We start from the raw sequence: 24,604 nt of genomic DNA, 5'->3' as shown, positions 1-24,604 counted from the left end.
GAGTCTAGCGTGAAGGCAGCAGCGCAAAGCGCAGCGTCCAGCGAAGCCCGCCCAGCGGCGATGCGCTGGCGGTGAGCGTGGCACCGTGGGCGCTGGCCAAGGCGCTTGCAATCGAAAGCCCCAGGCCGCTGCCGCCGCTTGCCCGGCTGCGCGAACCTTCCACGCGGTAGAGGCGCTCGGTCAGCCTTGAAAGCTCGCCTTCGGGCACGCCCGGGGCGCTATCTTGCCATACTACCACCGCCTGGTGCGCCTCGACGCGCAGGCTCACCTCGAGGGCGCCGGGGGCGGTGGTGTAGGCGCAGCTGTTGTCGAGCAGGTTGTTCCACAGCTGGCGAAGACGCTGGGCGTCGCCGCGAATCATCACCCCGGGGGCGATGTTGGTGGCAAGCGAAAGCCCGCTGTCCGCCAGCCAGCGGTCGGCGTCCGCCAGGCGCCCGGCAAGCGACTCGCTCAGATCGAGCGGGGCGAGGTGGATGTCCAGCGCCCCGGCATCGCTTTGCGACAGCAGGCGCAGGTCCGCCACCAGCCGCTCGAGATGGCCGACCTCCTGGGCGAGCGAGCCCAGGTTCTCCTGATCGAGGGCACGCACGCCGTCCTGCATCGCCTCGATCTCGCCGCGCAGCACCGCAAGCGGCGTTCTGAGCTCGTGGGCGGTGTCGGAGACCCAGCGCGCCCGGGCGTCGCGGCTCGCCTCCAGGGTTTCGGCCAGCCGGTTGAAGTCCTGGGCCAGGCGCGAGAGTTCGTCGCGACCCCGGGCGCGCAGGCGAATGTGGTAATCCCCCTGGGTGAGGCGGCGGGTGGCACCGGCCAGCGCCCTCGTGCGCCCGCCCAGCCACCAGGAAAGCCCGCCGGCCAGCAACAGCGACGCCACCACCAATGAAATCACGATGACAAAGAGATTGCGCTGCTGGCGCTCCAGAAAACGGTTCTCCATGTGCTCCATCATCTGCTGGGGCGAGCGAAAGCCGAGCGCGCCGATTTCCTCGACGCCGCCGCCGGTGCTCTCACTGTAGAGCGTGAGCCAGCGCCAGTCGCTCTCCTCGCCGACCGGACGCGGGCGTACCACGAAACGCCCTTGAGGGTCGCGCAGGGCGAAGTCGCGCGCCTCGCCCAGAGGCGAGGGGCGCTCCTGGCGCTCCTGGCCCAGCTCGAAGCGCACGATGCGCGGCCAGCGCTCCGGCGAGCGCGTGAGCCACTCCCAGTCGCCCTGGGTGTCGTAGCGCGTCACCAGCCCATCGGCCAGAAGCGCCGCCCGGCGCTCCTGGGCCTGGTTGAGGTACTCGAGAAAGCCGCGGTCGATGCTCCAGGAGACGGCCAGAAAGATGCTGGCGGCGATCGCCACGTTGACGCTCAGGATCACCACGAACAGGCGCAGCCCCAGGGTCGAGGGGCGCCAGGCGGCCAGCGTGCGCAAGCGACTCATGAGGATGCTCCTTCACTGCTCGGCGCCGACGGGGCGCTCAGCCGTTCGCGCACATTCTCCAGGCCCAGGTAGAGGCACGGCACGATGATCAGCAAAATGGCAGTAGCGAACAGCATGCCGAAGCCCAGCGAGATCGCCATCGGGATCATGAAGCGCGCCTGGCGCGAGGTCTCGAGAATCATCGGCGCCAGCCCCAGGAAGGTGGTGAGCGTGGTCATCATGATCGGACGCATCCGGCGCGTGGCGGCGGCGACGATCGCCTCGCGGGCCGCCATGCCCTCGCGGCGCTTGCGGTTGGCGTAGTCGATCAGCACCAGCGCGTCGTTGATCACCACCCCGGAGAGCGCCAGCATCCCGAGAAGGCTGATGATCGACAGCCCGAAGCCCATCAGCACGTGGCCTGCCACGGCCCCCACCAGCCCGAAGGGAATGGCGGCCATCACCAATAGTGGCTGCAGGTAGCTTCTGAAGGGAATCGCCAGCAGCGCGTAGAGTGCGGCCAGCATCAGCCACATGGCGGTTCGCAAGGTGGCCAGGTTGTCGGCGGTGTCCTGCTGGCGCCCGCCGAGGGTGACCTCGAGCCCGGGCCAGGTGTTGGTCAGGGTCGGGAAGACGTCTTCCTGCAGCGTCGAGAGCACCTGGTTGATCGCCTGGTCGCCCTCGGCATCGGCAGTCACGGTGATGATGCGCCGGCCGTCGATGCGCGAAAGGCTGCTGGACGCCTGGCTCAGGGTGATGTCCGCCGCCCGGGAGAGCGGAATGCTCAAGCCCTCCGGGGTGCGCACCGGCAGCCGATAGAGCGCGTTCAGGCTCGCCCGGTCCTGCTCCGGCAGGCGCACCTCGACGCTCACCTCCTGGCGGCCGATGAACTGCTCGATGGCGGTGGCGCCCTGCAGCGGGCCGCGCAGCGCCTGGGCGAGATCCGATCCGGTCAGCCCCAGCGCCCGACCCTCGGCGGAGAGACGCATCTCGAGCTGCGGCTTGCCGTCACCCAGGCCGCTGTCGATGTCCGTCAGCCCGTACTCGCCGAGCTGATCGGCCAGGCGCTGGGCGGCGGCTTCGAGCACCTGGGTGTTGGGGTGGGAAAGCCGCAGGCTCAAGGCGGCACCGCTTCCGGGCCCGCCCACGTCCGAGGCAAAGCGCACCGACTGCGCGCCGACCAGGTCGCCGACGAGCTCGCGCCACTCGGTGGCGATGCGCGACGGCGGCCAGGCATCGAGGCTGTCCCGGGCGATGTCGAGGGTCACTTCCAGGCTTTCGCCGTCGAGCCGGCTGCGGGTGCTCTCGAAGGCGAGGGTGGGTTCGCGCTCGCTGAGCGTCTCGGCGGCGTCCAGCAACTGCTGGCTGAGCTCGCGGCTGACGCTGATATGGCTCCCGATCGGCAGGGTGACGCTGGCCTGCACCTGGTCGGACTCGACCCGGGGCATCAGCGAGAAGCCCAGCCGCCCGCTCATCGCCCAGGCCAGTACCACCAGCAGCAGGGCGATACCGAGGGAAACGCTCAACAACCGCTGGTTCAGGGCACGCTGCAGAAAAGGTTCGAAGCGCTGATAGGTAAAGGCATGAAGCCCGCCCTGCAGGCGCTGTCGCAGGCGCTCCAGCGGGCGCTGCCAGGCCGGGGTCTGGCGCGGCTTGCGGCTGTGCGCCAGGTGCGCCGGCAGGATGAACAGCGCCTCCACCAAGGAGATCAGAAACACCGTGATGACCACCACCGGCACCACGGCAAATATCAGCCCGAGAAACCCGGGCAGAAACAGCAGCGGCAGGAACGCCACCACGTTGGAGAGGATCGCGAAGGTCAGCGGTACCGCGATCTCCTGGGCGCCCTTGACCGCCGCGTCGCGCAGCGAATAGCCCTGTTCGCGGTAGCTGTAGATGTTCTCGCCGACCATGATGGCGTCGTCCACCACGATACCGAGCGCGATGATGAAGGCGAACATTGACATCATGTTGAGCGACACGCCGATCCAGGGCAGAAACAGCATCGCGCCCAGAAAGGCGGTGGGGATGCCCAGCGTCACCCAGAAGGCGAGGCGCGCCTCGAGAAACAGCGCCATCAGGATCATCACCAGCGCCAGACCCATCCAGGCGTTCTTGAGCAGAAGCCCCAGGCGGTCCTCGTAGACCTCGGAGCTGTCGCGGGAGACATCCAGGAAAATGCCCTCGGGCAGGCTGGCGCGCAGGCGCTCGAGCTCGCCGTTGACCGCGTGGGAGATGCTGGTCGGGGTCTGGTCGCCCACCTGGTAGACATCCACGGAGAGCCCGCGCTGGCCGTTGTAGAACTCCTCGCGGCCGACCTCGGCGAAGCCTTCGCGCACCTCGGCGATCTGGCCAAGCTCCACCGGCGCGCCCTGGGCGGTGGTGAGAATCGGCAGCCGGGCAAACTCGGCGGCGCTGTTGCGCCGGCCCTGGTAGCGAATCAGCCACTCGCCTTCGGCGGTGGTGAGCTGGCCGCTGGCGAGATCGAGCGCCTCCTCGGCGATGCGCGCGGCAAGCGCCTGGTGATCGAGACCGAAGCGCTCGATGGCTTCCTCGTCGAGCAGCACCTGGATCTCGCGGTCGCGGTTGCCCGAGAGTTCCGCTCGCGAGATGCCGCTAGTGGCCTGAAGCTCGGCGCGCACGTCCTCGGCGGCGTCGTGAAGCGCGCCCAGGCTCGCATTGCCGTAAACCTGCAGGCGCATCACCCCGCGCGAGAATCCGGCCAGGGTGAAACGGGGCGGGTCGGCGGCGTTGGGGAAGGTGGTGATGGCGTTCACCGCCTGCTGGATCTCCTGGTAGACGCGCATCACGTCGACACCGTCGATCAGGGTTGCCTGCACCACGCCGCTGCCCTCGTTGGCGGTGGCGGTCAGCTCGTCGATGCCCTCGACATTGGTGACCGCCGCCTCCACCGGCAGCAGCAGGCTCTGCTCGATATCCTCCGGCGTTGCACCGGGATAGCTGATGGAGACCTGGACGGTCTCGCTCTCGAAGTCGGGGAATACCTCCTTCTTGATGGCCAGTGACGCCATCAGGCCCCCGACGATGAACAGCACCATCAGCAGGTTCGGCGCCACGCCGTGGTCGACCATCCAGGCGAGCGGACCCTTGCGCATCATGGGGTCTCCTCGCTCTGGGCCGGGGTGTCAGCGGGGCTGCGCGGGCGCACCTGCTGGCCCACTCGGGGCTGGGCGAGTCCGGCGGTGACCACACGCTGGCCCTCTTCCAGGCCGTCGCTGACCAGCGCCTGCTCCTCGCCGCGGTAGGCGAGCGTCACCGTGCTGCTCTGCAAACGGTCCTCGTCGTCGAGCCACCAGACCCGCTCGCCAGGGCGCAGCGCGGCGGAGGGCAGGGCGATCAGCGGGCGCCGGGCGGTGGTGTGGTAGCGCAGCCGCAGCACGTCGCCCAGGCGCAGCGCCGGCCCTTCATCGTCGAGCGCCAGCGGGTCGTCGACGCCGATCAGAAGCTGGGCTTGCAGCCCGTTCTCCTCGAGACTCGGCAGAATCGACACCAGCGTGCCCTTACGCTGCTCGTCCGCCGCCCAGCTCTGGCTGGTCAGCGTCACCTCGTCGCCGGGGGCGAGCCAGGAGAGCGTATCGCCGGGCAGCGACGCGCGCACCCAGAACTGCTCCACGCCGACCAGGCTCAGCACCTCGGTACCCTGGCTCAAGAGGCTGCCGGCGCCCACCGTGCGCTCGGCCACCATGGCGCGCCAGGGGGCAGTGAGCGTGGCGCGCTCCAGATTCAGCGCCGCCTGGTCGCGCACTACCTCGGCCTGGGTAAGCTGGGCCTGTGCCTGACGCAGCTGGGGCTCGCGCAGCACCAGCGCGCGGCGCTCGGCGGAAAGCTGCTGACCGAAGCGGGCGTAGTCGCCGCGGGCGCGCTCCTGCTCCGCCTGCTCCAGGGCGAGCACCGCCTGGGCGTTGCTCAGCTGGGCCTCGGCGTCGCGCAGGGCAAGCTCCAGGTCCGCCCGGTCGATGTAGGCCAGCGGCGCTCCCTGCTCGACCACCTCGCCCGGCACCACGTTTGGGGCGAAGCGTTCGAGCTGGCCGGCCACGCGGCTTGCCAGCATCGCGGACTTTTCCGCCTCGACGCGGCCGAAGCCGGTGAGCACCGGCGCCTGCACCCGCTCGGTTACGGTGATCACATCGACCACCGGCGCAGGCGTGGGCGGCGGCGGGCGACGCTCGACTCGCGGGGGTTGGGTGATGATCCACCAGGCCAGCGCCAGGCCCACCGCCAGCACCACGAGCGCCAGCAGGGCACCAAAACGTACCCGGCCAGATTGGCGAACCGGCGTTTTCTCAAGAAGGGTCATTGCCGCAGGTCATCCGTTGTAAAGACTGTCTTGAAGACCGTCGTGAAGACCGTCATGAAGACCGAAGTAAAAGAGGATAAGCGTAGTATGCTAGCATCTACGGTTGATAAGCAGTGATTAGGCAAGCAATGTGTAAAGAGCGTGCAACCGGGCGCTCCTGACACCCGACGACTTGCTCTCACGATAAAAATACCGTGTGAATACCGTATTCGATCGACAGGCCCGAACGTCATGAAAAACATCGCGACCCGAGACAAATTGATCATCACCGGCGCCGAGCTGATTGCCCAGAACGGCTACAACGCCACGGGAATCAATGCGGTGCTCAGCGCCTGCGGCGTGCCCAAGGGGTCGTTCTACCACTACTTCGCCAGCAAGGAAGAGTTCGGGCTGGCGGTCATCGAGCACTTCGCCAGCGACTACGCCGAGGCGCTCACCGCGCTGCTCGAAGACGAGGCGCTCGATCCCCTCGAGCGGCTGCGCCGCTACTTCGCCCAGGGGCGCACCCATATGCAGCAGTGCGACCACACCACGGGCTGTTTGATCGGCAACCTCGGCCAGGAGCTTTCCGGGCAGAGCGACGTGTTCCGCGATGCGCTGAACCAGGTGTTCCAGCGCTGGGAGCAGCGCTTCGTGACCTGTCTCGCCGCCGCCAGGGACCAGGGGCTGCTCGCCCCCGGCGCCGACATAGAGGCGCTGGCGAGCTTCGTCCTCACCGGCTGGCAGGGGGCGATGCTGCGCGCCAAGACGTTGAAGTCGCCGACGCCCATGGAGCACTTCGAGACGATCCTGTTCGAGTACGTGCTGGTGGGCTCGCCCAGCCAAGAAGCCTGAGCGGCCCGACCGAAGACGCCCCGCTGCCTTCGCGGGCACTGCATGAAAAGGGCGGCCTGCGGGCCGCCCCCTGTCTCCCTTCTTCGTATTTCAGGTATTCAGGATCACGCCACCGTTGAGGTGGATCGTCTGGCCACTCATGTAGGAAGAGTCCTCGCTTGCAAGATAGACATAGGCGGGGCCCATTTCGCTGGGCTGGCCGGCGCGCTTCATGGGTACCTGGCCGCCGAAGTTCGCTACCTTTTCATCATCCATGCTGGCCGGGATCAGCGGCGTCCACACCGGCCCCGGGGCCACGGCGTTGACGCGGATGCCACGCTCCACCAGCGCCATCGAGAGCGAGCGCACCAAGCCCTGGATCGCGCCCTTGGTGGCGGTGTAGTCGATCAGCGTATCGTTGCCCTTGAAGGCGTTGATCGAGGACGTGGCGATGATGGTGTCGCCTTCGCCCAGGTGCGGAAGGGCGGCCTTGACCAGGTAGAAGTGGCTGAACAGGTTGGTCTCGAAGGTACGCTGGAGCTGGTCGTCCGGGATGTCGGTGACGTCGTCCCAGTCGTACTGCTCGGCGGCGTTGTTGATCACCACGTTGATCTTGCCGAACGCTTCCAGCGCCGTTTGCACGATCTCGCGGCAAAATGCTGGTTTGCCCACGTCGCCCTTGATCAGCACGCAGCGCCGGCCTTCGGCCTCCACCAGGCGCTTGGTCTCTTCGGCGTCCTTGTCCTCCTCCAGGTAGGCGATCACGCTGTCCGCCCCTTCGCGGGCGTAGTGCACTGCCACGGCGCGGCCGATACCGCTGTCGCCGCCGGTGATGATCGCCACCTTGTCGCGCAGCTTGTCGGCGCCGCGATAATTGTTGCGAATGTACTCTGGCGCCGGGCGCATGGCGTGCTCGTCGCCGGGCTGCTTGTCCTGATGCTGCGGGGGCTGCTGTTGCTCGCTCATGGCCTTCACTCCTTGTGTCTGACGAGAGTCGGCCGTCTCCGGGCCGCCGTCTGTTCACCTTAGTCGAGAGTCACGAGAGGGGCCAAACCGGCCCAGGGCGATAAAGGCAGAGCGTGCGCATCGAATCGGGAACGGCGCGCTCGATTGTGCAAGCGAACCTCAGGAATTGATTGAACTATTAAGCAGGGTTAAACAGGATCTTAAAAAATATCAAAAATAATCGAAATAGAAAAAGAGGTATCAATAAAGTCGGTCAAGAAGTTTCAATATTAAATATGATTAATGTAACTAACTGATTTTTTATTATTTTTAAATCATTTTTTATAAATCGGTTTTTAAATTGACAGTTACCCGCGCGTCGCTATAGTTCATCAATGGCAGCATCATTTCATGCCGTACCATAATTAAAGCAGTACCATAATTAAAAAAGTCAGGTTTCGTACTCGACGTAGGGAGAGGCGGCGTCTTGGATAGACGCCAAACGTTCATGCTGCCCAGCAGGCCAGGGCGGATGACGCATGGAGGATCCCGTTGATGAACGACCAGGACAAGTACTCCCGCGATACCCACGGCGAGCGCCACGAACACGAGCGACTCGACACCCACCGATTGAAAGAGCAGGGCCAGGCCGCGGCGCGCGATGTCTACGACGCCGCCGAGCATCAGGCCGAGTACCTCTACGATAGCCAGCGCCAGAGATTTTCGCGTCAGGCGGCGACCTTCACCGAGGTGATGAATACCACCGCCGAGGCGTTCGACCGCCACCACCAGCCGTTCTTCTCCGAGCAGGCGCGCAAGGCAGCGCACTACGCCGACAGCGTCTCGCACCAGCTGCGCGACAAGGACCTCAAGCACCTGTGCCGCGATGCCGAGCGCTACAGCCGCCGCGAGCCCGCCATCTTCATCGGCGGGGCGATTGCCGCGGGCTTTCTGGTGGCGCGCTTTCTGCGAAGCTCGGCAAGCCACGATCACGGCCAGGCCAGCGAGTACGCCACCGACATCAACGCCGCCGGCTCGCGCTACGCCTCCCGGCACGCACCGGGCGAGCCGCCGGTCGCGCGCAGCGCCACGCGTCCCGAAAGCGCCGGCTACCCGTCGTTTGACGGCGTGCAGCCTGCCTACGGCGGCGCGCTCGAGCGCCCGTCGACATCGCCGCGCACCGGCAACGACTCCCTGACGCCCGACGACCCCGACCGGCCGATCCGCTAGGGCCACGTGGCCATTCGTCCCTCACCTTGTCAGCACGCACGAGGTTTCCATGGATACACAGCACGAAAGCACGACGCAGGGGTCGTCCGTCGGTACGCTTCTGACGACGCTCACCCGCGAACTCACCGGCCTGGTACGCAACGAGGCCGAACTCGCCAAGGCGGAGGTCTCGGAAAAGACCCATCAGGCGCTCACGGCCATCGCGGCCATCGCCATTGCCGGCGCGGTGATCTTCGCGGGCTTTCTGGTCCTGCTGGCCGCCGCGGTGTTTCTGCTCAACGACCTGCTCCCGCCGGAGATGACGCCCTGGCTTTCCGCCGTGATCGTCGGCGCGGTGGTAGCGCTGATCGGCATGATCATGCTCGGCACCGGGCTCAACCGCATCAAGGCGCAGAGCCTGGCGCCCCGACGCACCCTGCAGAGTCTCAAGGACGACAAGGCGCTGGCCGACGAGCACCGTCGCCACGTCAAGGAGGAGTTGAAATGAGCCATCACGACGAGCAGCGCAGCCCAGAGGAGATCGAGAAGGAGATCCATCGCTCCCGCGAGCGCCTGGACACCACCCTCAACGAGCTCGAGGAGCGCTTCTCCCCCCAGCGCCTGCTCAACGCCTCCTACGACTACCTGCGCCATGGCGGCGCCAACGAGTTTTTCTCGAATCTGGGCACCACCATCAAGGAGAACCCGGTGCCGTTTCTGGTCACCGGCGTGGGCCTTGGCTGGCTGTTGACCGCCCAGCGCGGCGACGCACGGCCGTCGGGCAACTTCGCCAACTCCGAAGCCTACCCGCACAGCGGCCCGACCGATGACGTGTTCCGGTCGCGCGACATCGGCGCCGGCCGCCATGCCGGTGACGACATCCATGCGCCCTTCGGCGGCGGGCACGCGGCGGGGCTGGACGCAGGCCTTGCCGCCGAGCCTTCGCGGCGGCCCCCGCCGAGCGCCTTCTCGCACCCGCCGGCCTTCGACGAACGCCACCACCGCGAACCCCCGGGGTTCGGCCACGGCATGGATGAGCACGGCCCCGGCCTCAAGGAGCGCCTGGCCGACAAGGCGCATCACCTCGGCGAGCGGGCGCACCACTGGAGAGACGACATGCGCGACGGTACATCGCATCTTTACCACGCCTCGCGTCACGGCGCGCAGGACGCTTCGCGCTGGGCCCGGGACGCCGGCCACCAGACCAGCCACTTCATTCAGGAGCACCCGCTGGTGGCCGGTGCGCTGGGCTTCGCGATTGGCGCCGCGCTCGGCGGCCTCCTACCTTCTACTCGTAGGGAAGACGCCGCCCTGGGTGAGTACCGCGACCGGCTGATGAGCGAAGCCGCCGAGCGCGGCCACGAGCAGGCGGACAAGATGCAGCACGCACTTCACGAAAGGACCGAGAAGATGAAAGACGACATGGACAAGACCCACAAGCAGGACGAGCACCGCCAGGAGCACGACCCGCGCCACACGCCCAGCGACACCGACAGCGAGCACATGCGCTACTCCGACGAGGCGATGCCGGGCCACAATGCCCCCTCCGGCCAGAGCGGCCACCCGGGCCACCAGCCCACGCCCCACGACAAGGACTCCCGGCGCAACGAGCACGGCCTGGCGAACTCCGACACCCCCTCCGGCAACACCCAGGGCGACGACACTCTGGAGCCGCCCAAGCGCTGATCTCAAAGCGCTGATCTTAAAACGCTGGCAAGATGCTTGCCCCCTTTGCGCCCGGCCTCTGCCGGGCGCTACTTTTGATAGCGACGCTTGACCTCGACGCTCAACCGGCCTTCTCCCAAGCGCAGCGATAGCGCCTGGCCTGGAGTCACGTCTTTGGCCCTGCGCACTACCTGCCCGGCCTCATCCTGAGCGATGGCGTAGCCCCGACCCAGCACCGCCAAGGGGCTTATGGCATTGAGCTCCCGCGCGGCGCTGCTCAACCGGGCGCGGTGATCGTGCAGGCCGCGCGCCATGGCGCCTTCCAGCCGCCGCGACAGCTGCGTCAGGCGCGCCTGCTCGCCCTGGTGAAGCCGCGCCATGTCCTGGCTTTCCATCCGCCGGCAAAGCTGGGCCACGCGGTGCTGCTGCTGGGTCAGGGCGAGCCGGGCGGCGCGGTGAAGGCGCTGAGCGAGGGTGTCCACGTGGCGGCGCTGCTGAGCCAGGCGCTCGCCCGGGTGGCGCAGCCGCGCGCGCAGGGTGTCCAGGCGCTGGCTGTCGCGTTCGAGCCGGGCCTGCATGGCGCGGGCCAGCCGCGCCTCGTGCCGGGCAAGCGCCTGCACCAGGGCCTGGCCATCCGGCACCAGCCGCTCCGCCGCCGCCGAAGGGGTAGGGGCGCGCAGGTCGGCGGCGTAATCGGCGAGCGTGGTATCCACCTCGTGGCCCACGGCGGACATCACCGGAAGCCGCGAGTGGAAGATCGCCCGCGCCAGGTGCTCGTTGTTGAACGCCCACAGATCCTCCAGGCTTCCGCCGCCGCGGGTGATCAGGATCGCATCCCGAGCCGGGTCGAGCCGCGCCTGGCGGTTCAGAAGCCCGAGGGCTGCGATCATCGCAGGGGCGGCCTCCGCCCCTTGCACCGGCACGGGAATCAGCGTCACGTCCGCCAGCGGCCAGCGCGCTTTCAGGACCGCCAGCACGTCGCGAATCGCCGCCCCGGTCGCGGAGCTCAGGATCAACAGCTTGCGCGGCGGGTAGGGCAGGGGGCGAGCGTTGGCGAACACGCCTTCGGCTTCGAGCTGCGCCTTCAGACGCTCGAAGGCGGCCAGCAGCTCGCCAAGCCCCGCCGCCTGCACCGCCTCGGCGATCAGCTGGTAGTCGCCACGCGGCTCGAACAGCGACACCCGGCCCCGTAGCTTCACCTGATCGCCATCGCGCAGGGGCGCGGCCACGAAGCGCGCGCGTTGGCGAAACAGCGCGCAGCGCACCTGGGCGCGGTCGTCCTTCAAGGTGAAGTAGATATGCCCGGAGGCGGGCTTGGAGACGTTCGAAAGCTCCCCCTCGACCCACACCTCGCCCAGGTCGCGCTCCAGCGCCTGGCGGGCATGCTTGTTGAGGTCGCTGACGGAAAGGGCTTTGGCTGCGTCTGACATGGGCTCGTCTCGGTTCGATGGCAAGTTGCGCTAGGTAAGTGGGGCGCAGAGGCCATGCCATGATGCCGCATTGCTGGCGCACCCCTCAAAACGCTATAATGGTCGATTAACTACCACGCCCCATCTTCCCACTTTTCCATGGGTGTTGCCGCTATGCTACGTATGGCCCAAGAAGCGCTTACGTTCGATGACGTTCTCCTCGTTCCTGGCTTCTCCGACGTTCTGCCCAAGGACGTCAGCCTCAAAACCCGCCTGACCCGCAATCTCACGCTCAACATTCCGCTGGTTTCCGCCGCCATGGACACGGTGACCGAAGCGCGTCTGGCGATTGCGATGGCCCAGGAAGGCGGCATCGGCATCATCCACAAGAACATGAGCATCACCCAGCAGGCCGCCGAGGTCCGCAAGGTCAAGAAGCACGAGAGCGTGATCGTCAAGGACCCGGTCACCGTGGGCCCCAACGCCAAGCTCGAAGACCTGCTCACCATGGCCCGCGAATACGGCTTCTCCGGCTTTCCCGTGGTGGAAGGCGAGACGCTGGTCGGCATCGTCACCGAGCGTGACATGCGCTTCCAGCCCAACGTGGGCGACAGCGTGGCGGACATCATGACCCCGCGCGAGCGGCTGATCACGGTCTCCGAGGGCACCGACCTCGAGACCAGCAAGGCCAAGATGCGCGAGCACCGCATCGAGAAAATGCTGATCGTCGACGATGCCTTCCACCTGCGCGGCCTGGTCACCTTCCAGGACATCGAGAAAGCCCGCACCTACCCCAACGCCGCGAAAGACAGCGACGGGCGCCTCTTGGTGGGTGCCGCCGTGGGTACCGGCCCGGAAACCCCGGACCGCATCGCCGCTCTGGCGGAGGCCGGCGTCGACGTCATCATCGTCGATACCGCCCACGGCCACTCCAAGGGCGTGATCGACCGCGTCAGCTGGGTGAAGGAGCACTTCCCGGACATCCAGGTGATCGGCGGCAACATCGCCACCGCCGCCGCCGCCAAGGCGCTGGCCGAAGCCGGCGCCGACGGCGTGAAGGTGGGCATCGGCCCGGGCTCGATCTGCACTACACGCATCGTCGCCGGTGTGGGCGTGCCGCAGATCACGGCGGTTTCCAACGTCGCCGCTGCCCTCAAGGAGTACGACATTCCGCTGATCGCCGACGGCGGCGTGCGCTTCTCCGGCGATCTGGCCAAGGCGATTGCCGCCGGCGCCAGTGCGGTGATGGTCGGCGGCCTGCTGGCCGGCACCGAGGAAGCCCCGGGCGAGGTCGAGCTCTACCAGGGCCGTACCTACAAGGCTTATCGTGGCATGGGCTCCATGGGCGCGATGTCGCAAAGCCAGGGCAGCGCGGACCGCTACTTCCAGGACAAGAACGCCGGCGCCGAGAAGCTGGTGCCGGAAGGCATCGAAGGCCGCGTGCCCTACAAGGGCTTGATGAGCGCCATCGTGCACCAGCTGATGGGCGGGCTGCGCGCTTCCATGGGCTACACGGGCTGCCGCGACGTCAACGAGATGCGCACCAAGCCGGAGTTCGTGCAGATCACCGGCGCCGGCTTCAACGAGTCTCACGTGCACGACGTGCAGATCACCAAGGAAGCCCCCAACTACCGGGTGAGCTGACCCCGGGGTTCAGAATCACGGCGGCGGGCACAGGCCCGTCGCTTGCTTTTTACAGCTCTTGTCAACGCCTTAGCGGCTGCGCCTACACTGCTTGAGAGATACCGCCATGACCGACATTCACGCCCACAAGATCCTGATTCTCGATTTCGGCTCCCAGTACACCCAGCTCATCGCCCGCCGCGTGCGCGAGATCGGCGTCTACTCCGAGGTTCGCGCCTTCGACATCAGCGAAGAGGAGATCCGCGAGTACAACCCCAACGGCATCATCCTCGCCGGCGGGCCGGAGTCGGTCACGGAGCTTGAGTCCCCGCGCGCCCCCGCGTGCGTGTTCGAGATGAATCTTCCGGTCTTCGGCATTTGCTATGGCATGCAGACCATGGCCGAGCAGCTCGGCGGCAAGGTGGAAGGCTCTCAGCAGCGCGAGTTCGGCTACGCCCAGATCCAGATCGACGCGGACAACGCCCTGTTCGACGGCATCAAGGATCACGTGGACGCGGAATCCGGCAAGGCACTGCTCGACGTGTGGATGAGCCACGGTGACAAGGTCGCCAAGGCCCCGGACACCTTCACCGTGACCGCCTCCACCCCGAGCTGCCCGATTGCCGCCATGGCCTGGGAAGAGAAGCAGTTCTATGGCGTGCAGTTCCACCCGGAAGTGACCCACACCCTGCAGGGCCAGCGCATCCTCGAGCACTTCGTGCTCAACATCTGTAAAGCCGAGAAGCTCTGGACCCCGGCCCAGATCATCGAAGACCAGGTACAGCGCGTACGCGAGCAGGTGGGCGACCGCCACGTGCTGCTCGGCCTCTCCGGCGGCGTGGATTCTTCCGTGGTCGCCGCACTTCTCCACAAGGCGATTGGCGATCAGCTCACCTGTGTGTTTGTGGATAACGGCCTGCTGCGCAAGGACGAAGGCAACCAAGTCATGGAAACCTTCGCCCAGCACATGGGCGTGAAGGTGATCCGCGTCGACGCCGAGGACCTGTTCCTGGGCAAGCTCAAAGGCGAGAACGACCCGGAAGCCAAGCGCAAGATCATCGGCAACACGTTTATTGACGTATTCGACGAAGAGGCCAGCAAGATCGACGGCGTCGAGTTCCTCGCCCAGGGCACCATCTACCCGGACGTGATCGAATCCGCCGCTAGCAAGACCGGCAAGGCCCACGTGATCAAATCCCACCACAACGTGGGCGGCCTTCCGGAAACCATGAAGCTCAAGCTCGTCGAGCCGCTGCGCGAGCTGTTCAAGGACGAAGTGCGCAAACTCGGCCTCGAGCTCGGCCTGCCCTACGACATGGTCTACCGCCACCCCTTCCCGGGGCCGGGCCTGGGCGTGCGGATTCTGGGCGAAGTGAAAAAAGAGTACGCCGACATCCTGCGCGAAGCCGACGCCATCTTCATCGAAGAACTGCGCGCCGCCGGCTGGTACGAGAAAACCAGCCAGGCGTTTGCCGTGTTCCTGCCGGTCAAATCCGTCGGCGTGGTCGGCGACGGCCGCCGCTACGAATGGGTCATCGCCCTGCGCGCGGTAGAAACCATCGACTTCATGACCGCCCGCTGGGCGCACTTGCCCTACGAGCTGCTGGAGAAGGTGTCCAATCGGGTGATCAATGAGCTGGAAGGGGTGTCGCGGGTGACTTATGATGTCAGTAGTAAGCCGCCGGCTACTATTGAATGGGAATGACTGTTAGTATATAAGATTATTCAAAGCCCGCTTAGGTGGGCTTTTTTACAAAAAAATCAAATTCAATTAAAGCCAAGTTTTGTAGGGACTTATTTTGGAACCATTCATTAAATGGGCTGGAGGTAAAAGATGGCTTGTTTCGGACTCTGCTTTTTCGCTTCCACGCTTTTCCGGTAGATATATCGAACCTTTTTTAGGTGGTGGAGCAGTATTTTTTCATTTGCAACCTGATGCAGCGATTTTATCAGATCTGAATGTTCGACTAATAGAAGTGTATCAGGCAATTCGTAATGATTGGAAAAAAGTTCAGAATGAACTTTATAGATTACAAAAAAAGCATTCTAGAGAATTTTATTATCAAGAGAGGTCACGGAAGAGGCTAACAAAACATACTAGGGCAGCTCAATTTATATATTTAAATAGAACTTGCTGGAACGGTTTGTATAGAGAGAATAGTAAAGGGCAGTTTAACGTGCCTATTGGCACGAAAAATAAAGTTATTATGGATAATGATGATTTTAAAATGGCTAGTGATATTTTGAGCCGTGCTGATGTTTCTGCTAATGATTTTGAGCATACTATGAGTCAAGCTAGAGATGGTGACTTAATATTTTTGGATCCTCCATATACAACTGCTCATAATCTAAATGGTTTTCTAAAATATAATCAAAAAATTTTTAGTTGGGACGATCAAGTAAGATTGAAAAAATGTATTTCTTTAGCTTTAGATAGAGGAGCTAAAGTGATTTTAACTAATGCCGATCATTCCAGCCTGCATGAGCTTTATAACGATATTGCTAAGATAAAGTCTTTGGAAAGATTTTCAAGGATTTCTGGGAAGTCAGCATTTCGAAAAATTACAAGTGAGTCCCTTTTTTTGTTTGAGTAAGTAGAGGAGTTTATGTCAAAAACAAATTTTTTAAAAAAGCTTCAAATAAATCCTATTTGGCAATCTCTGTCAGAAGCTATTTTTATGGTGCTCTTTACCTTCTTACCAGTAGCATTAATTGCTATTCCTCTAGCTGATCGAAATGATCAGTTTCAAAACTATAGTTTTACGAGTGTTTTTTTATCATATTGGAGCTCTGGGCAAATAACTTTACCAGTATTAGGTTTGTGTGGAGCAATTGCAGCACTTTTGGTTACTAATTTTAAAAAGCTAAATGGATGCTGGTTTTTTTGCGCTATAATATTGTGTGCTTTGCCAAGTTTGATTTGTGGTTATATACTTTCTGAAAGTAACGGTTTTTCAAAAGAGCTGTATTCAAGTGTTACTACTTTTGGCTTTTTTTTATACTTTATCGTTTTGCTGTTTTGGCTTTTTTTGCTAATTAAATCTAGGGCTAGTATTCCAAAAAACAATTTTGAGGACAGAGCTAAAAATATATTGAACGAAAGAAACAAAATGGCTCAAGGAAATTAACTATGAAAATTTTAAAAGTTTTACGAGTACAGCAGCCTATAGGTGAATTCTATATTGGCGCAATAGATAGTAGAGATCTTTTGGAAATTGCCACCGTAGATGTTAGAGAGTTTTCAGAAGGTAATCCGGGCAGTATTGCCGGAATTCAGCGTGAACTTTCTCCTAGTCGTCTTAAATCTTTAAGAGAATACGTAAATCTTGATTACGCCACCTTTCCAACTTCAATAATATTAGCAGTAGATGAGCGTTGTGTTTCACTAAGGGAAATAGCTAATTGCCCCAGCCTTTTAGAATTGCTTATTGATAAGTATGAAGGTGGTGAAGGTGAGAAATCAATTCCTTTAGAGGAGTCTGCTTTTGTTATTGACGGTCAGCACAGACTAGCGGGACTTGAAAAAAGAAGTGATGATAAAGAGCCGTTTGAAGTAAATGTTTCAATTTTTGTAGGCGCAGATGTCGCTGATCAGGCTGAAATTTTTTCTCGCGTAAATTTGGCTCAAACAAAAGTTAATAAGTCTTTGATGTATGATTTGTTAGACTATGCGAAAGAAGATAGCCCTTTTAAGGTTGCACATGATGTAGTTGTTGCTTTAAATAATGACGAACAAGTTCTTGAAAAAAAGTTAAACAAGTCTGGCCCTTTTTTTAGAAAAATAAAGAGGCTAGGTAAAAGAACTCCAGGGATTGATAATGAAACTTTAGCACAGGCTACTGTTGTTAATGGTATCTTAAGACATTTGCCTAGTGGCCAAGAAAAGGAAAGAAGTAAAAGTATTTTAGGGTTTTCGCACAAACGTGAACCTTCTGAGAACTGGAAAAATAGGATTTTTGTAACATTTTATAGAAATAAAAAACCAGTTTACATATTTTTAAATATTAGTAACTATTTTGATGCTGTTCGCTTGAGGTGGGGACAGGCTTGGGAAAGTAACGAACAGGGCATGATCTTAAACAAGACCACAGGTTTTAATGCTTTGATTAGGTTTTTAAAAGATGCTTTCTTGGAAATAGTTGAAGAACCTAGAGTTGTTTCTGTTGAAGAATATTTGGGTATCTTCAATCGTATTGATTTAGTAGATTCCGACTTTAATAGCGAGGTTTATTTGCCTGGTAGCTCAGGAGCTGGCTTGCTATACAAGCACCTGTTAGAAAAAGGAATAAAGAATAGAGATCAAAGAAAATTATTTTAATGAGAAATAAGGACGGCGGTCTCAAGAACCAAACGCATACTATTGAAGACTACCCGATCCTTCGGAATATCTCGATACGCTCATTGGTGCGTGAATAGCTCATTTTGGCTGCTCACGCTACATCTCTTTGGTTACGTCAATGGGCGTTTGACGCGCGTGCTGATGGATAGAGTATCGGCCCAAGCGGAGAGTAAGTCGGTACTCCCTTTAGTTTGCTTAGCGCCGCAATCATGGCGCGTCGCGAGGTTATGAGGCCCATCATGAAAGCGCGCAAAAGGCGGGCTTAACTGAACAACACGGGCTGGTTCGAGGCATACTGCGAAGAGTCAAGGATAGGGAGTAATAACGCCGCGCTATTCAAGCGTCAGGTCGCCATCGTATTCAATGCACCTATGCTCATGTGTTACGGGATCAGTGAACTCGAACCCCTTGGAGAGCAGCTGCAAAGGGCGCATATAGTCATCCGGCGAGAGCGGCTGCAGCACCGGGTAGTAGCGGTCATTCAAAATCGGCCAGCCGAGTGACTGCATGTGCAGGCGTAGCTGGTGGCGGCGCCCGCTGACGGGGTGTAATTCGAACAGTGCACGGGTGCCGTTTTGCTGCACGCAGCGGATCACCGAGTAGCTGTTGGCGTCGCCTTCGGTGATCCGCATGCGAAAGCGCTGCTCGCTTGGCTCGATGCGATTTCTTACTTCCCACTCTCGACCCACCCATGACGTAGCGCCGTCTACCTCGGCGATGGCCTGATAGGTTTTGTGAATCTGTCGTGACTTGAACAGCTGGTGATACAGCGCGCGGGTCTCGGGATTGAGCGAGCAAAGCACCAGCCCTGCCGTCACTCGATCCAGACGATGCACCGGCTGCAACGCTTCGATCCCCGTGCTTTGTCGCAGCCGCTGTTGCAGGCACTCGTTAACGTAGCGCCCGCCGGGCGTGACGGGTAGAAAGTGGGGTTTGTAGGCCACCAGAATGTGCTCGTCTTAATAGACAACATGCTCGGCGAAGGGAATGCGCGGCTCGCTTGCGACTTCGCGATAATAGAACACACGAAGATGGGGCTTGAAGAATGAGGCCGGCGTAATCCAGCTACCGTCATCGCGATGCACCTTGCCGCTGGCCATGCGCTCACGCCATGTCGCATCACTAATGGCCGGAAATTTGAGCAGCAGATACTCCAGCACCGTCGATACACCGGGATTGACCTGAGGCAGGCTCAACTTCGAAGGGTGTTGGGCAATGGACATGAGGTGCATCCCAGGTGGGGAAGGGGCTGGGTGTCAACGTGGTGAGAAAAGCTCATCCTAAAGGCGGTCGCGCTAGTGTAAACGAGCGAGGACTTCGTGTCGGGCTAAGCATGTCTCCTGTGTCAGCCTGGTTGTCCGGTTGGCGCTATCGCCTTCGTGAACCTGCCGGAAGCGATAGGGAAGGTGAGAGGCTCACCGCATCAGGATGCCCGCGCCACGCCGGGGCATATTCAAAGCGCAGTGGCGAGTACCTGATTGGTACACGTACCGGCTTCGCCCCTTTCTCACCTACGTTGTCAGCTCGCTGAGTCCCCTGCATGAGCTAAATACCAGCCTTGATCGGCTCATGGCCTGAGCCGATCAAGCATATCCAAAGGCTTATTTTCCCCTGCGTGGAAGGTACACGCTATTCGATGAACTCATCCTTGTCGGCCGACAGCGTTAGCGCTTTGTTCGCTTCCAGTTCACTCATCCGCTGTTCGAGCGCATGGTGGATGGAGTCGTAAGCCGTGCTGCCTAATGCCAGGCGCAGCGGGGGGGTTGCCATATCGGCGGCGTCGATGATGGCGTTAACGGTCTTGAGCGCATCGCCCTTGATGGTGAATTCGCCCGAGGCCAGGGCGCGGCGAAACTCGCCGACCGGGGTGTCTTCGTAAAGCGCCATGGGCGCTGTTTGGTCCAGCGAAGCAGCGAACGAGGTCGCGGTGGGGCCGGGCTCGGCCAGAATGAAGTCGATATTCCAGGGGGAGACTTCCTGAGCGACGGATTCGACGAATCCTTCGATACCCCACTTGCTGGCGTGATAAAGACTGAAGCAGGGGTAGGCGATCTGCCCACCTTCCGAGGACACCTGCACGATACGCCCGCCGCCTTGCCGGCGCAGATGCGGCAGCACCGCGCGAATGAACTGAATCGAGCCGGTCAGGTTGGTGGTGATCTGGCGCTCTATCTGCTCATCCGTCGCCTCTTCGGCGGCGCCAAACACGCCGTAGCCGGCGTTGCTGACCACTACATCGATGTGGCCTGCTTTAGCAAACGCTTGGGTAACGGCCTCTTGCATGGCGCGCGTGTCGGTCACATCGAAGTTGATGACCTGCAGGCGCTCACCGTGTTGGGCCAATAGATCATCCAGCGGGCCGTCACGCCGCAGCGAAGCGATCACGCGATCCCCGCGCTCGAGCAGTTGTTCGGTCAATAGGCGGCCAAAGCCGGTCGAGGTACCTGTAATGAGCCATGTTTTCGCCATGATGCTCTCCTGCTGATGAATGGGGCGTTGCAGGAGATAGGCTAGGCCAGCAATACTGGCAAGAGAATACTCAACAATCGGGACGAAGTAGTGAAGGTGATTCACCAATGAGCCAACCAACGCTGACCGATCTCAAGGCCTTCAGGGCCGTGGCCGAACATCAGAGCTTTCGCCGTGCGGCGGATTTGCTGGGTGTGAGCCGATCATCGTTAAGCCATACCCTGCGCAGTCTGGAGCGCCGGCTGGGCACGCGGCTTTTACATCGCACCACGCGCAGCGTCTCGGTGACCGAAAGCGGTGAGCGCCTGCTGCTACGCCTGGGACCACTACTGGGAGAGCTGGATACCCTGCTGGAAGAGGCCGCAAGCCATGGAGGTAAGCTCACGGGCAGACTGCGCATCAACGGCAGCGAAGCGGCCATCCGCCTGCTGTTACAGCGAGTGGTGCCGGCATTCTTGGCGCGTTATGACGGTGTGGAACTGGACCTGGTGGCCGAAGGCAAGTTGGTCGATATTGTCGAGCAGGGCTTCGATGCAGGCGTCAGACTGAGAGAGACGGTACCCAAGGACATGGTCGCCATGCCGGTTGGGGAGTCAATGCGGTTTTTAGCGGTGGCTTCGCCTGGTTATTTAGAGGGTAAACCGGCCCCCTTCACACCCGATGAACTCGCCCAGCATGACTGTATACGCCAACGGCTGCCTAGCGGAAAACTCTACCGCTGGGAATTCCAGAAAAACGGTCAGGAGATAGCGGTCAACGTATCCGGCGCGCTTACGCTGGACAACAGCCAGTTAATGGTGGAAGCCGCCGCGGATGGGCTGGGGATTGCCTATGTACCCGAACCTTATGCGCAGCCCTACCTGCAGAATGGAACGCTGCTCACTGTGTTAGAGGAGTGGTGCCCCAAGATTTCCGGGTTACACCTTTACTATCCCAACAACCGTCACGTGCCGCCCTGCCTGCGGGCGTTTATTGATTTAATGCGCGAATTAGGCGCCTCTAATAAATAGATTGAAGAAGAGCCAGCCGATCAGACATCACTCGCCATGGCGATTAGCTCCTTTGCGCTTCACGATTACCTCGAGCCCCATCAGATCCAATACATCCAGCACCTTTTGCAGCTGAAGGGTAGGCTTATCCCGTTCCAGGTCGACAATAAAGCGGTTGCCAGTGCCCGCAAGGCCGGCTAAATCCATCTGCAACAAGCCTTGTTCATTGCGTAGTTGACGGACTAACTCGCCCAGCTCTTCGCTTTGACGAATGATCCTTTGGGAAGGGAGCGTAGCCATGGTCGCGAGCCTATTATTGGTTACCGTTCGGTAATTCTATGCCCGATAGTGGCAACACATGCCCGTCGATTGCGCCCGACACGAAAGGCCGTTCTCAGCGGTGCCAGCGTTGCCCGTGAGGTGGCGCCTACGTCAAACCGTGAATACGGACATCAAGCCTTGGTTCAATTAATCGCCGTGTTTGCTAGAACCTATGATAAGCATTAAATAAATGACGAACATGATCAGTGAGCCCATGACAAAACACCATACACCCACAGTGGCATAGCTTGAGAAGGCGGGAAGGAATAAAAAGCTACCGAAAAAGAAGCATAAGCTCGATAAAAGGCCGAGCAGATTGGGAAGCTGAGAGGGTCGCACTTTTTCTTTATTCATTGGTATTCCTTGTCCAATAAAGTTGTGTAAGCGGCTTTCAAACCTCAAATATCGATGTCCGGTGAAAACTGAAAACCGACTGATATACGATTCCAGCTATTCATCTGTACAACGATGGTGGTGAGGTCGATAAGTCCTTGCTCACCAAACGCCGCTAGCGCATTTTGATAGTCGTCGTCACTCACCGGGTGTTGGCTAACCAGGGTCAGCGCTTCTGCCCAGGCCAGGGCAGCGCGTTCCTGGGTGCTGAAGCAAGGAGCCTCACGCCAGGCAGGCAATACGTCCAGGCGAGCCTGATGCTCGTTATCGTCTCTCGCCTCTTGGGAATGCATGTACTGGCAAAAGCAACAATGATTGATCTGTGAAATCCGCAGGTTGACTAGATGGATGATCGAGGGATTGACCGTGGAATCTGAAGCAACATCGCCTAATGCCGTTAGATGCTTGACCAGGCGAGGACCCAGGCGATAGACCGAGGATTGAGATATACGAGTAGTCATGCGGCGTACTCCAATGAATAAGTGGAGAACCCAGCTTAATCTCGAGGTCTATCTATGCCTTGTAAATTTGCGACAACTTGCGCTTGCGATACGCGGCAGGTGTTTCATAGGTGAGTGATTGAAAGGCATGGGTAAAGTGCGCCTGATCGTAGTAGCCGCAGTGCAGGGCAATGTCCGTGAGGGGGAGCGTCGTGGAAAGTAGGGCATGGCGGGCGCGGTCCAGTCGGGCATAGGCCACTAGTTGGCCAGGGGTAACGCCTACCTCACGCTTCAATTGACGCTCCAGCGTACGCCGAGTCAGCCCTAGCGTTGCGCCTATCTCTTGGGGAGGAAGATGAAGTGCTCCAATGGCTTGAACAATTCTGGTGATACGGCCATTGAGAGGTGGCTGATGCTCAAGACGATGCAGCAGCCACGTTTCCAGCAAATTCAAACCTTGTTGAGCATCCAATGAATAGAGTCGTTCCACGACAGGGACTAACCCTAGCGGTACCAGCTCGTTATCCAGGTGGCACTCTATATCGGTGAATGCCTCCGGGGATAAGCCCAGCAAGGAGTGAGCGCCGGCGGCCCTGAAGCGAATACCTAGGCAAGGAACGGTGGTATCGAGGGTGTCTATCAGGGTGGTTGTGTTGAAACAGAGTGTAACGACAGGACGAGAACGGGCCAGCTTGATACTCAGGCTGGCCCCGGCATCAGGGTAAAACTTCTCGGTTTGGGGATCGGTTAAAGATATTGCCCCGCCCACTGACCAAAGGCACTGGACCCATGACTCCAGGCGCTTGTCTGGTGAGCGATACCGCAGATTGAGAGAGCGAGCGTTGCTCGGCAAGATGAACTCGGTCATGGCGTTAACCACTGATGTGTCTTGATGATGACTCGTCAACGTACCCGCCTATAGCGTTAGAAGAGTCGTTTAGTGCCAGGTTGAAGGATGTCGATCCCGTCAGGGCTGGCAGGGTAAAAGCTGAAGTCGACGTGCTTTGCCCTGACTCGGACCTTAGACCAGAAACGCCACCCGAACACCCACAATCGTGAATATGAGTTTCTCTCATCATGAGGTGAAATAAAGACATTTTTGTTCATGGTTAGGTTCCGGTATAAACCCTCTACACGCTCGCCGACTGCCCCAACGGTAACGACGGCACGAGGCGAGCAGCAATATCGGACTTAACGACGGGAGTCAGGTGACCATGAGCAGTGATCTCGCCTTCAGCATCAAGCAGATTCGCTTCGACGAGGAGTACCGCCCGTCGAGCAATACGCGCATTACCACCAACTTCGCCAACTTGGCTCGGGGCGACAAGCGCCAGGAAAACCTGCGCAACACCCTTGAGATGATCAACAACCGCTTCAACGCGCTGGTGCAGTGGGACAACCCGGAAGGCAACCGCTACCGCGTCGAGCTGGATATCGTCTCCGTGGACATGGCCGTAGGCGGCGAGAGTGACGCGGAAAGCGCAGGTGCGCCGTTCCAGATCATCGAGATCCTCAAGACCCGCTTCGTGGATACCCGCACCGGCCGCCACATCGAGGGTATCGTCGGCAACAACTTCTCTTCTTACGTGCGCGATTATGACTTCAGCGTGCGCCTGCCGGCTCACAACAGGGATCGGGCGGGCTTCAGCGTGCCGGAGGACTTCGGCGTGCTGCACGGCAACCTGTTCAAGCGCTTCGTGGGCTCCGCCGAGTACCGGGCGCAGTTCGAAAAGCCGCCGGTGATCTGCCTGAGCGTGTCGGACACCAAGGTGTACCACCGCACCGAGAACCGCCATCCGGTGCTGGGCGTGGAGTACCGACCCAACGAGTCGTCGCTCACCGAGCAGTACTTCAAGAAGATGGGCCTCGAGGTGCGCTACTTCATGCCGGCGGGAAGCGCGGCGCCCTTGGCGTTCTACTTCGCCGGGGACCTGCTCAACGACTACACCAACCTGGAGCTTGCCGGCACCATCGCTACCATGGAGTCGTTCCAGAAGATCTACCGCCCGGAGATCTACAACGCCAACGCGGCGGCAGGCAACGTCTACCAGCCGAACCTGAAGAATCCGGACCACTCGCTGACCCGGATCGTCTACGACCGCGAAGAGCGCAGCCAACTTGCTGCCGAGCAGGGCAAGTTTGCCGAAGAGCACTTCATCAAGCCCTACCAGGCGGTGCTCGAGCGCTGGACCGCCGGCGCCCCGGTATGAACCGCGCCGGCACTGACGGCACCTGTTACACGACCCTGATTTGAAACCGCTGACGGACT

Annotated in this window: 23 protein-coding genes; 11 read left to right on the top strand and 12 right to left on the bottom strand. The window is 60.4% G+C overall.

Annotated elements, in window-relative coordinates; all coding sequences use genetic code 11:
• Window positions 1-4 precede the first annotated feature (4 nt).
• Genes GEV37_RS02350 through GEV37_RS02340 form a run of 3 tightly spaced genes read right to left on the bottom strand, consistent with a single transcriptional unit; the run spans window position 5 to window position 5,720 of the window.
• The gene (locus GEV37_RS02350; protein WP_227388565.1) at window positions 5-1,423 is read right to left on the bottom strand and encodes an ATP-binding protein; all 1,419 of its coding nucleotides are present in this window, start codon (window positions 1,421-1,423) and stop codon (window positions 5-7) included.
• Window positions 1,420-4,521 (bottom strand): efflux RND transporter permease subunit, encoded by a 3,102-nt coding sequence (locus tag GEV37_RS02345; RefSeq protein WP_227388564.1) that lies wholly within the window; start codon window positions 4,519-4,521, stop codon window positions 1,420-1,422. The genes GEV37_RS02350 and GEV37_RS02345 overlap by 4 nt, the downstream gene beginning before the upstream one ends.
• Window positions 4,518-5,720 carry an efflux RND transporter periplasmic adaptor subunit gene (locus tag GEV37_RS02340; protein ID WP_227388563.1) on the bottom strand — a complete coding sequence of 401 codons (1,203 nt, stop codon included), beginning with the start codon at window positions 5,718-5,720 and terminating at the stop codon, window positions 4,518-4,520. Before GEV37_RS02340 ends, GEV37_RS02345 begins: the two co-directional genes overlap by 4 nt.
• A 231-nt stretch (window positions 5,721-5,951) precedes the next feature.
• On the opposite strand from GEV37_RS02340, the gene GEV37_RS02335 reads away from it, so the two are divergent.
• On the top strand, window positions 5,952-6,554 hold the full coding sequence (locus GEV37_RS02335) for a TetR/AcrR family transcriptional regulator (RefSeq protein WP_227388562.1): 603 nt from the start codon (window positions 5,952-5,954) through the stop codon (window positions 6,552-6,554).
• 90 nt (window positions 6,555-6,644) lie between these two features.
• On the opposite strand, the gene GEV37_RS02330 is transcribed toward GEV37_RS02335, so the two are convergent.
• On the bottom strand, window positions 6,645-7,499 hold the full coding sequence (locus GEV37_RS02330) for an SDR family oxidoreductase (protein ID WP_227388561.1): 855 nt from the start codon (window positions 7,497-7,499) through the stop codon (window positions 6,645-6,647).
• Window positions 7,500-8,033: 534 nt separating this feature from the next.
• Here GEV37_RS02330 and GEV37_RS02325 point away from each other — a divergent pair.
• From GEV37_RS02325 to GEV37_RS02315, 3 genes are read left to right on the top strand one after another with little or no spacing between them, the layout of a single operon-like run.
• The gene (locus GEV37_RS02325) at window positions 8,034-8,708 is read left to right on the top strand and encodes a hypothetical protein (protein WP_227388560.1); all 675 of its coding nucleotides are present in this window, start codon (window positions 8,034-8,036) and stop codon (window positions 8,706-8,708) included.
• Window positions 8,709-8,757: 49 nt separating this feature from the next.
• A complete protein-coding gene (locus GEV37_RS02320) occupies window positions 8,758-9,195 on the top strand; it encodes a phage holin family protein (protein WP_227388559.1) in 438 nt (145 codons plus the stop codon).
• Window positions 9,192-10,373, top strand: a complete 1,182-nt coding sequence (locus GEV37_RS02315) for a DUF3618 domain-containing protein (RefSeq protein ID WP_227388558.1) — start codon at window positions 9,192-9,194, stop codon at window positions 10,371-10,373. Before GEV37_RS02320 ends, GEV37_RS02315 begins: the two co-directional genes overlap by 4 nt.
• A 68-nt stretch (window positions 10,374-10,441) precedes the next feature.
• Here the strand turns inward: GEV37_RS02315 and xseA are convergent, their stop codons facing one another.
• Window positions 10,442-11,782, bottom strand: coding sequence for an exodeoxyribonuclease VII large subunit (xseA, locus tag GEV37_RS02310; RefSeq protein WP_227388557.1), 1,341 nt, complete (start codon window positions 11,780-11,782; stop codon window positions 10,442-10,444).
• Between the two features lie 153 nt (window positions 11,783-11,935).
• Here xseA and guaB point away from each other — a divergent pair, with 153 nt between their 5' ends.
• The 5 genes from guaB (at window position 11,936) to GEV37_RS02285 (ending at window position 17,702) form a co-directional block, all read left to right on the top strand.
• Window positions 11,936-13,405, top strand: a complete 1,470-nt coding sequence (guaB, locus tag GEV37_RS02305; RefSeq protein ID WP_227388556.1) for an IMP dehydrogenase — start codon at window positions 11,936-11,938, stop codon at window positions 13,403-13,405.
• A gap of 106 nt (window positions 13,406-13,511) precedes the next feature.
• Entirely contained in the window at window positions 13,512-15,089 is a 1,578-nt protein-coding gene (gene guaA / locus GEV37_RS02300; RefSeq protein ID WP_227388555.1) for a glutamine-hydrolyzing GMP synthase, read from the top strand.
• A gap of 94 nt (window positions 15,090-15,183) precedes the next feature.
• Window positions 15,184-15,978: a DNA adenine methylase gene (locus GEV37_RS02295; RefSeq protein ID WP_227388554.1), complete on the top strand. Its 795-nt coding sequence runs from the start codon at window positions 15,184-15,186 to the stop codon at window positions 15,976-15,978.
• Between the two features lie 12 nt (window positions 15,979-15,990).
• Window positions 15,991-16,512: an AEC family transporter gene (locus GEV37_RS02290; RefSeq protein ID WP_227388553.1), complete on the top strand. Its 522-nt coding sequence runs from the start codon at window positions 15,991-15,993 to the stop codon at window positions 16,510-16,512.
• A 2-nt stretch (window positions 16,513-16,514) separates the two neighbouring features.
• Window positions 16,515-17,702, top strand: a complete 1,188-nt coding sequence (locus tag GEV37_RS02285) for a DGQHR domain-containing protein (protein WP_227388552.1) — start codon at window positions 16,515-16,517, stop codon at window positions 17,700-17,702.
• A gap of 353 nt (window positions 17,703-18,055) precedes the next feature.
• On the opposite strand, the gene GEV37_RS02280 is transcribed toward GEV37_RS02285, so the two are convergent.
• The 3 genes from GEV37_RS02280 to GEV37_RS02270 all read right to left on the bottom strand — a co-directional run bounded on the left by GEV37_RS02280 (window position 18,056) and on the right by GEV37_RS02270 (window position 20,297).
• Window positions 18,056-18,667 (bottom strand): pseudouridine synthase, encoded by a 612-nt coding sequence (locus tag GEV37_RS02280; protein ID WP_227388551.1) that lies wholly within the window; start codon window positions 18,665-18,667, stop codon window positions 18,056-18,058.
• Window positions 18,668-18,682: 15 nt separating this feature from the next.
• Window positions 18,683-18,946, bottom strand: coding sequence for a hypothetical protein (locus GEV37_RS02275; RefSeq protein ID WP_227388550.1), 264 nt, complete (start codon window positions 18,944-18,946; stop codon window positions 18,683-18,685).
• A 406-nt stretch (window positions 18,947-19,352) separates the two neighbouring features.
• Window positions 19,353-20,297: an SDR family oxidoreductase gene (locus GEV37_RS02270; protein WP_227388549.1), complete on the bottom strand. Its 945-nt coding sequence runs from the start codon at window positions 20,295-20,297 to the stop codon at window positions 19,353-19,355.
• A 2-nt stretch (window positions 20,298-20,299) separates the two neighbouring features.
• Between GEV37_RS02270 and GEV37_RS02265 the strand changes: the two genes are divergently transcribed.
• A complete protein-coding gene (locus GEV37_RS02265; RefSeq protein WP_227388548.1) occupies window positions 20,300-21,202 on the top strand; it encodes a LysR family transcriptional regulator in 903 nt (300 codons plus the stop codon).
• A gap of 27 nt (window positions 21,203-21,229) precedes the next feature.
• Here GEV37_RS02265 and GEV37_RS02260 read toward each other — a convergent pair whose 3' ends face one another.
• From GEV37_RS02260 to GEV37_RS02245, 4 genes are all read right to left on the bottom strand, one after another.
• Window positions 21,230-21,481 (bottom strand): type II toxin-antitoxin system Y4mF family antitoxin, encoded by a 252-nt coding sequence (locus tag GEV37_RS02260; RefSeq protein WP_227388547.1) that lies wholly within the window; start codon window positions 21,479-21,481, stop codon window positions 21,230-21,232.
• Between the two features lie 168 nt (window positions 21,482-21,649).
• Window positions 21,650-21,856, bottom strand: coding sequence for a YrhK family protein (locus tag GEV37_RS02255; protein WP_227388546.1), 207 nt, complete (start codon window positions 21,854-21,856; stop codon window positions 21,650-21,652).
• A 44-nt stretch (window positions 21,857-21,900) separates the two neighbouring features.
• A complete protein-coding gene (locus GEV37_RS02250) occupies window positions 21,901-22,356 on the bottom strand; it encodes a carboxymuconolactone decarboxylase family protein (protein ID WP_227388545.1) in 456 nt (151 codons plus the stop codon).
• Window positions 22,357-22,408: 52 nt separating this feature from the next.
• Window positions 22,409-23,203: a helix-turn-helix domain-containing protein gene (locus GEV37_RS02245; protein ID WP_227388544.1), complete on the bottom strand. Its 795-nt coding sequence runs from the start codon at window positions 23,201-23,203 to the stop codon at window positions 22,409-22,411.
• Between the two features lie 346 nt (window positions 23,204-23,549).
• Between GEV37_RS02245 and GEV37_RS02240 the strand changes: the two genes are divergently transcribed.
• Window positions 23,550-24,545, top strand: a complete 996-nt coding sequence (locus GEV37_RS02240; RefSeq protein WP_227388543.1) for a DUF1852 domain-containing protein — start codon at window positions 23,550-23,552, stop codon at window positions 24,543-24,545.
• The last annotated feature ends 59 nt before the right edge of the window (window positions 24,546-24,604 follow it).

This window comes from Vreelandella malpeensis (assembly GCF_020622355.1).
Lineage (GTDB): Bacteria > Pseudomonadota > Gammaproteobacteria > Pseudomonadales > Halomonadaceae > Vreelandella > Vreelandella malpeensis.
This window is presented reverse-complemented; position numbering and strand designations above follow the sequence as displayed.

Coding starts and splice junctions, on each gene's coding strand:
- GEV37_RS02275 (WP_227388550.1), bottom strand. CDS start 18,946: ATGTCCATTGCCCAACACCCTTCGAAGTTGAGCCTGCCTCAGGTCAAT.
- GEV37_RS02290 (WP_227388553.1), top strand. CDS start 15,991: ATGTCAAAAACAAATTTTTTAAAAAAGCTTCAAATAAATCCTATTTGG.
- GEV37_RS02345 (WP_227388564.1), bottom strand. CDS start 4,521: ATGATGCGCAAGGGTCCGCTCGCCTGGATGGTCGACCACGGCGTGGCG.
- GEV37_RS02350 (WP_227388565.1), bottom strand. CDS start 1,423: ATGAGTCGCTTGCGCACGCTGGCCGCCTGGCGCCCCTCGACCCTGGGG.
- GEV37_RS02320 (WP_227388559.1), top strand. CDS start 8,758: ATGGATACACAGCACGAAAGCACGACGCAGGGGTCGTCCGTCGGTACG.
- xseA (WP_227388557.1), bottom strand. CDS start 11,782: ATGTCAGACGCAGCCAAAGCCCTTTCCGTCAGCGACCTCAACAAGCAT.
- GEV37_RS02255 (WP_227388546.1), bottom strand. CDS start 21,856: ATGAATAAAGAAAAAGTGCGACCCTCTCAGCTTCCCAATCTGCTCGGC.
- GEV37_RS02245 (WP_227388544.1), bottom strand. CDS start 23,203: ATGACCGAGTTCATCTTGCCGAGCAACGCTCGCTCTCTCAATCTGCGG.
- GEV37_RS02325 (WP_227388560.1), top strand. CDS start 8,034: ATGAACGACCAGGACAAGTACTCCCGCGATACCCACGGCGAGCGCCAC.
- GEV37_RS02330 (WP_227388561.1), bottom strand. CDS start 7,499: ATGAGCGAGCAACAGCAGCCCCCGCAGCATCAGGACAAGCAGCCCGGC.
- GEV37_RS02335 (WP_227388562.1), top strand. CDS start 5,952: ATGAAAAACATCGCGACCCGAGACAAATTGATCATCACCGGCGCCGAG.
- GEV37_RS02315 (WP_227388558.1), top strand. CDS start 9,192: ATGAGCCATCACGACGAGCAGCGCAGCCCAGAGGAGATCGAGAAGGAG.
- GEV37_RS02340 (WP_227388563.1), bottom strand. CDS start 5,720: ATGACCCTTCTTGAGAAAACGCCGGTTCGCCAATCTGGCCGGGTACGT.
- GEV37_RS02240 (WP_227388543.1), top strand. CDS start 23,550: ATGAGCAGTGATCTCGCCTTCAGCATCAAGCAGATTCGCTTCGACGAG.
- guaB (WP_227388556.1), top strand. CDS start 11,936: ATGCTACGTATGGCCCAAGAAGCGCTTACGTTCGATGACGTTCTCCTC.
- guaA (WP_227388555.1), top strand. CDS start 13,512: ATGACCGACATTCACGCCCACAAGATCCTGATTCTCGATTTCGGCTCC.
- GEV37_RS02265 (WP_227388548.1), top strand. CDS start 20,300: ATGAGCCAACCAACGCTGACCGATCTCAAGGCCTTCAGGGCCGTGGCC.
- GEV37_RS02285 (WP_227388552.1), top strand. CDS start 16,515: ATGAAAATTTTAAAAGTTTTACGAGTACAGCAGCCTATAGGTGAATTC.
- GEV37_RS02250 (WP_227388545.1), bottom strand. CDS start 22,356: ATGACTACTCGTATATCTCAATCCTCGGTCTATCGCCTGGGTCCTCGC.
- GEV37_RS02260 (WP_227388547.1), bottom strand. CDS start 21,481: ATGGCTACGCTCCCTTCCCAAAGGATCATTCGTCAAAGCGAAGAGCTG.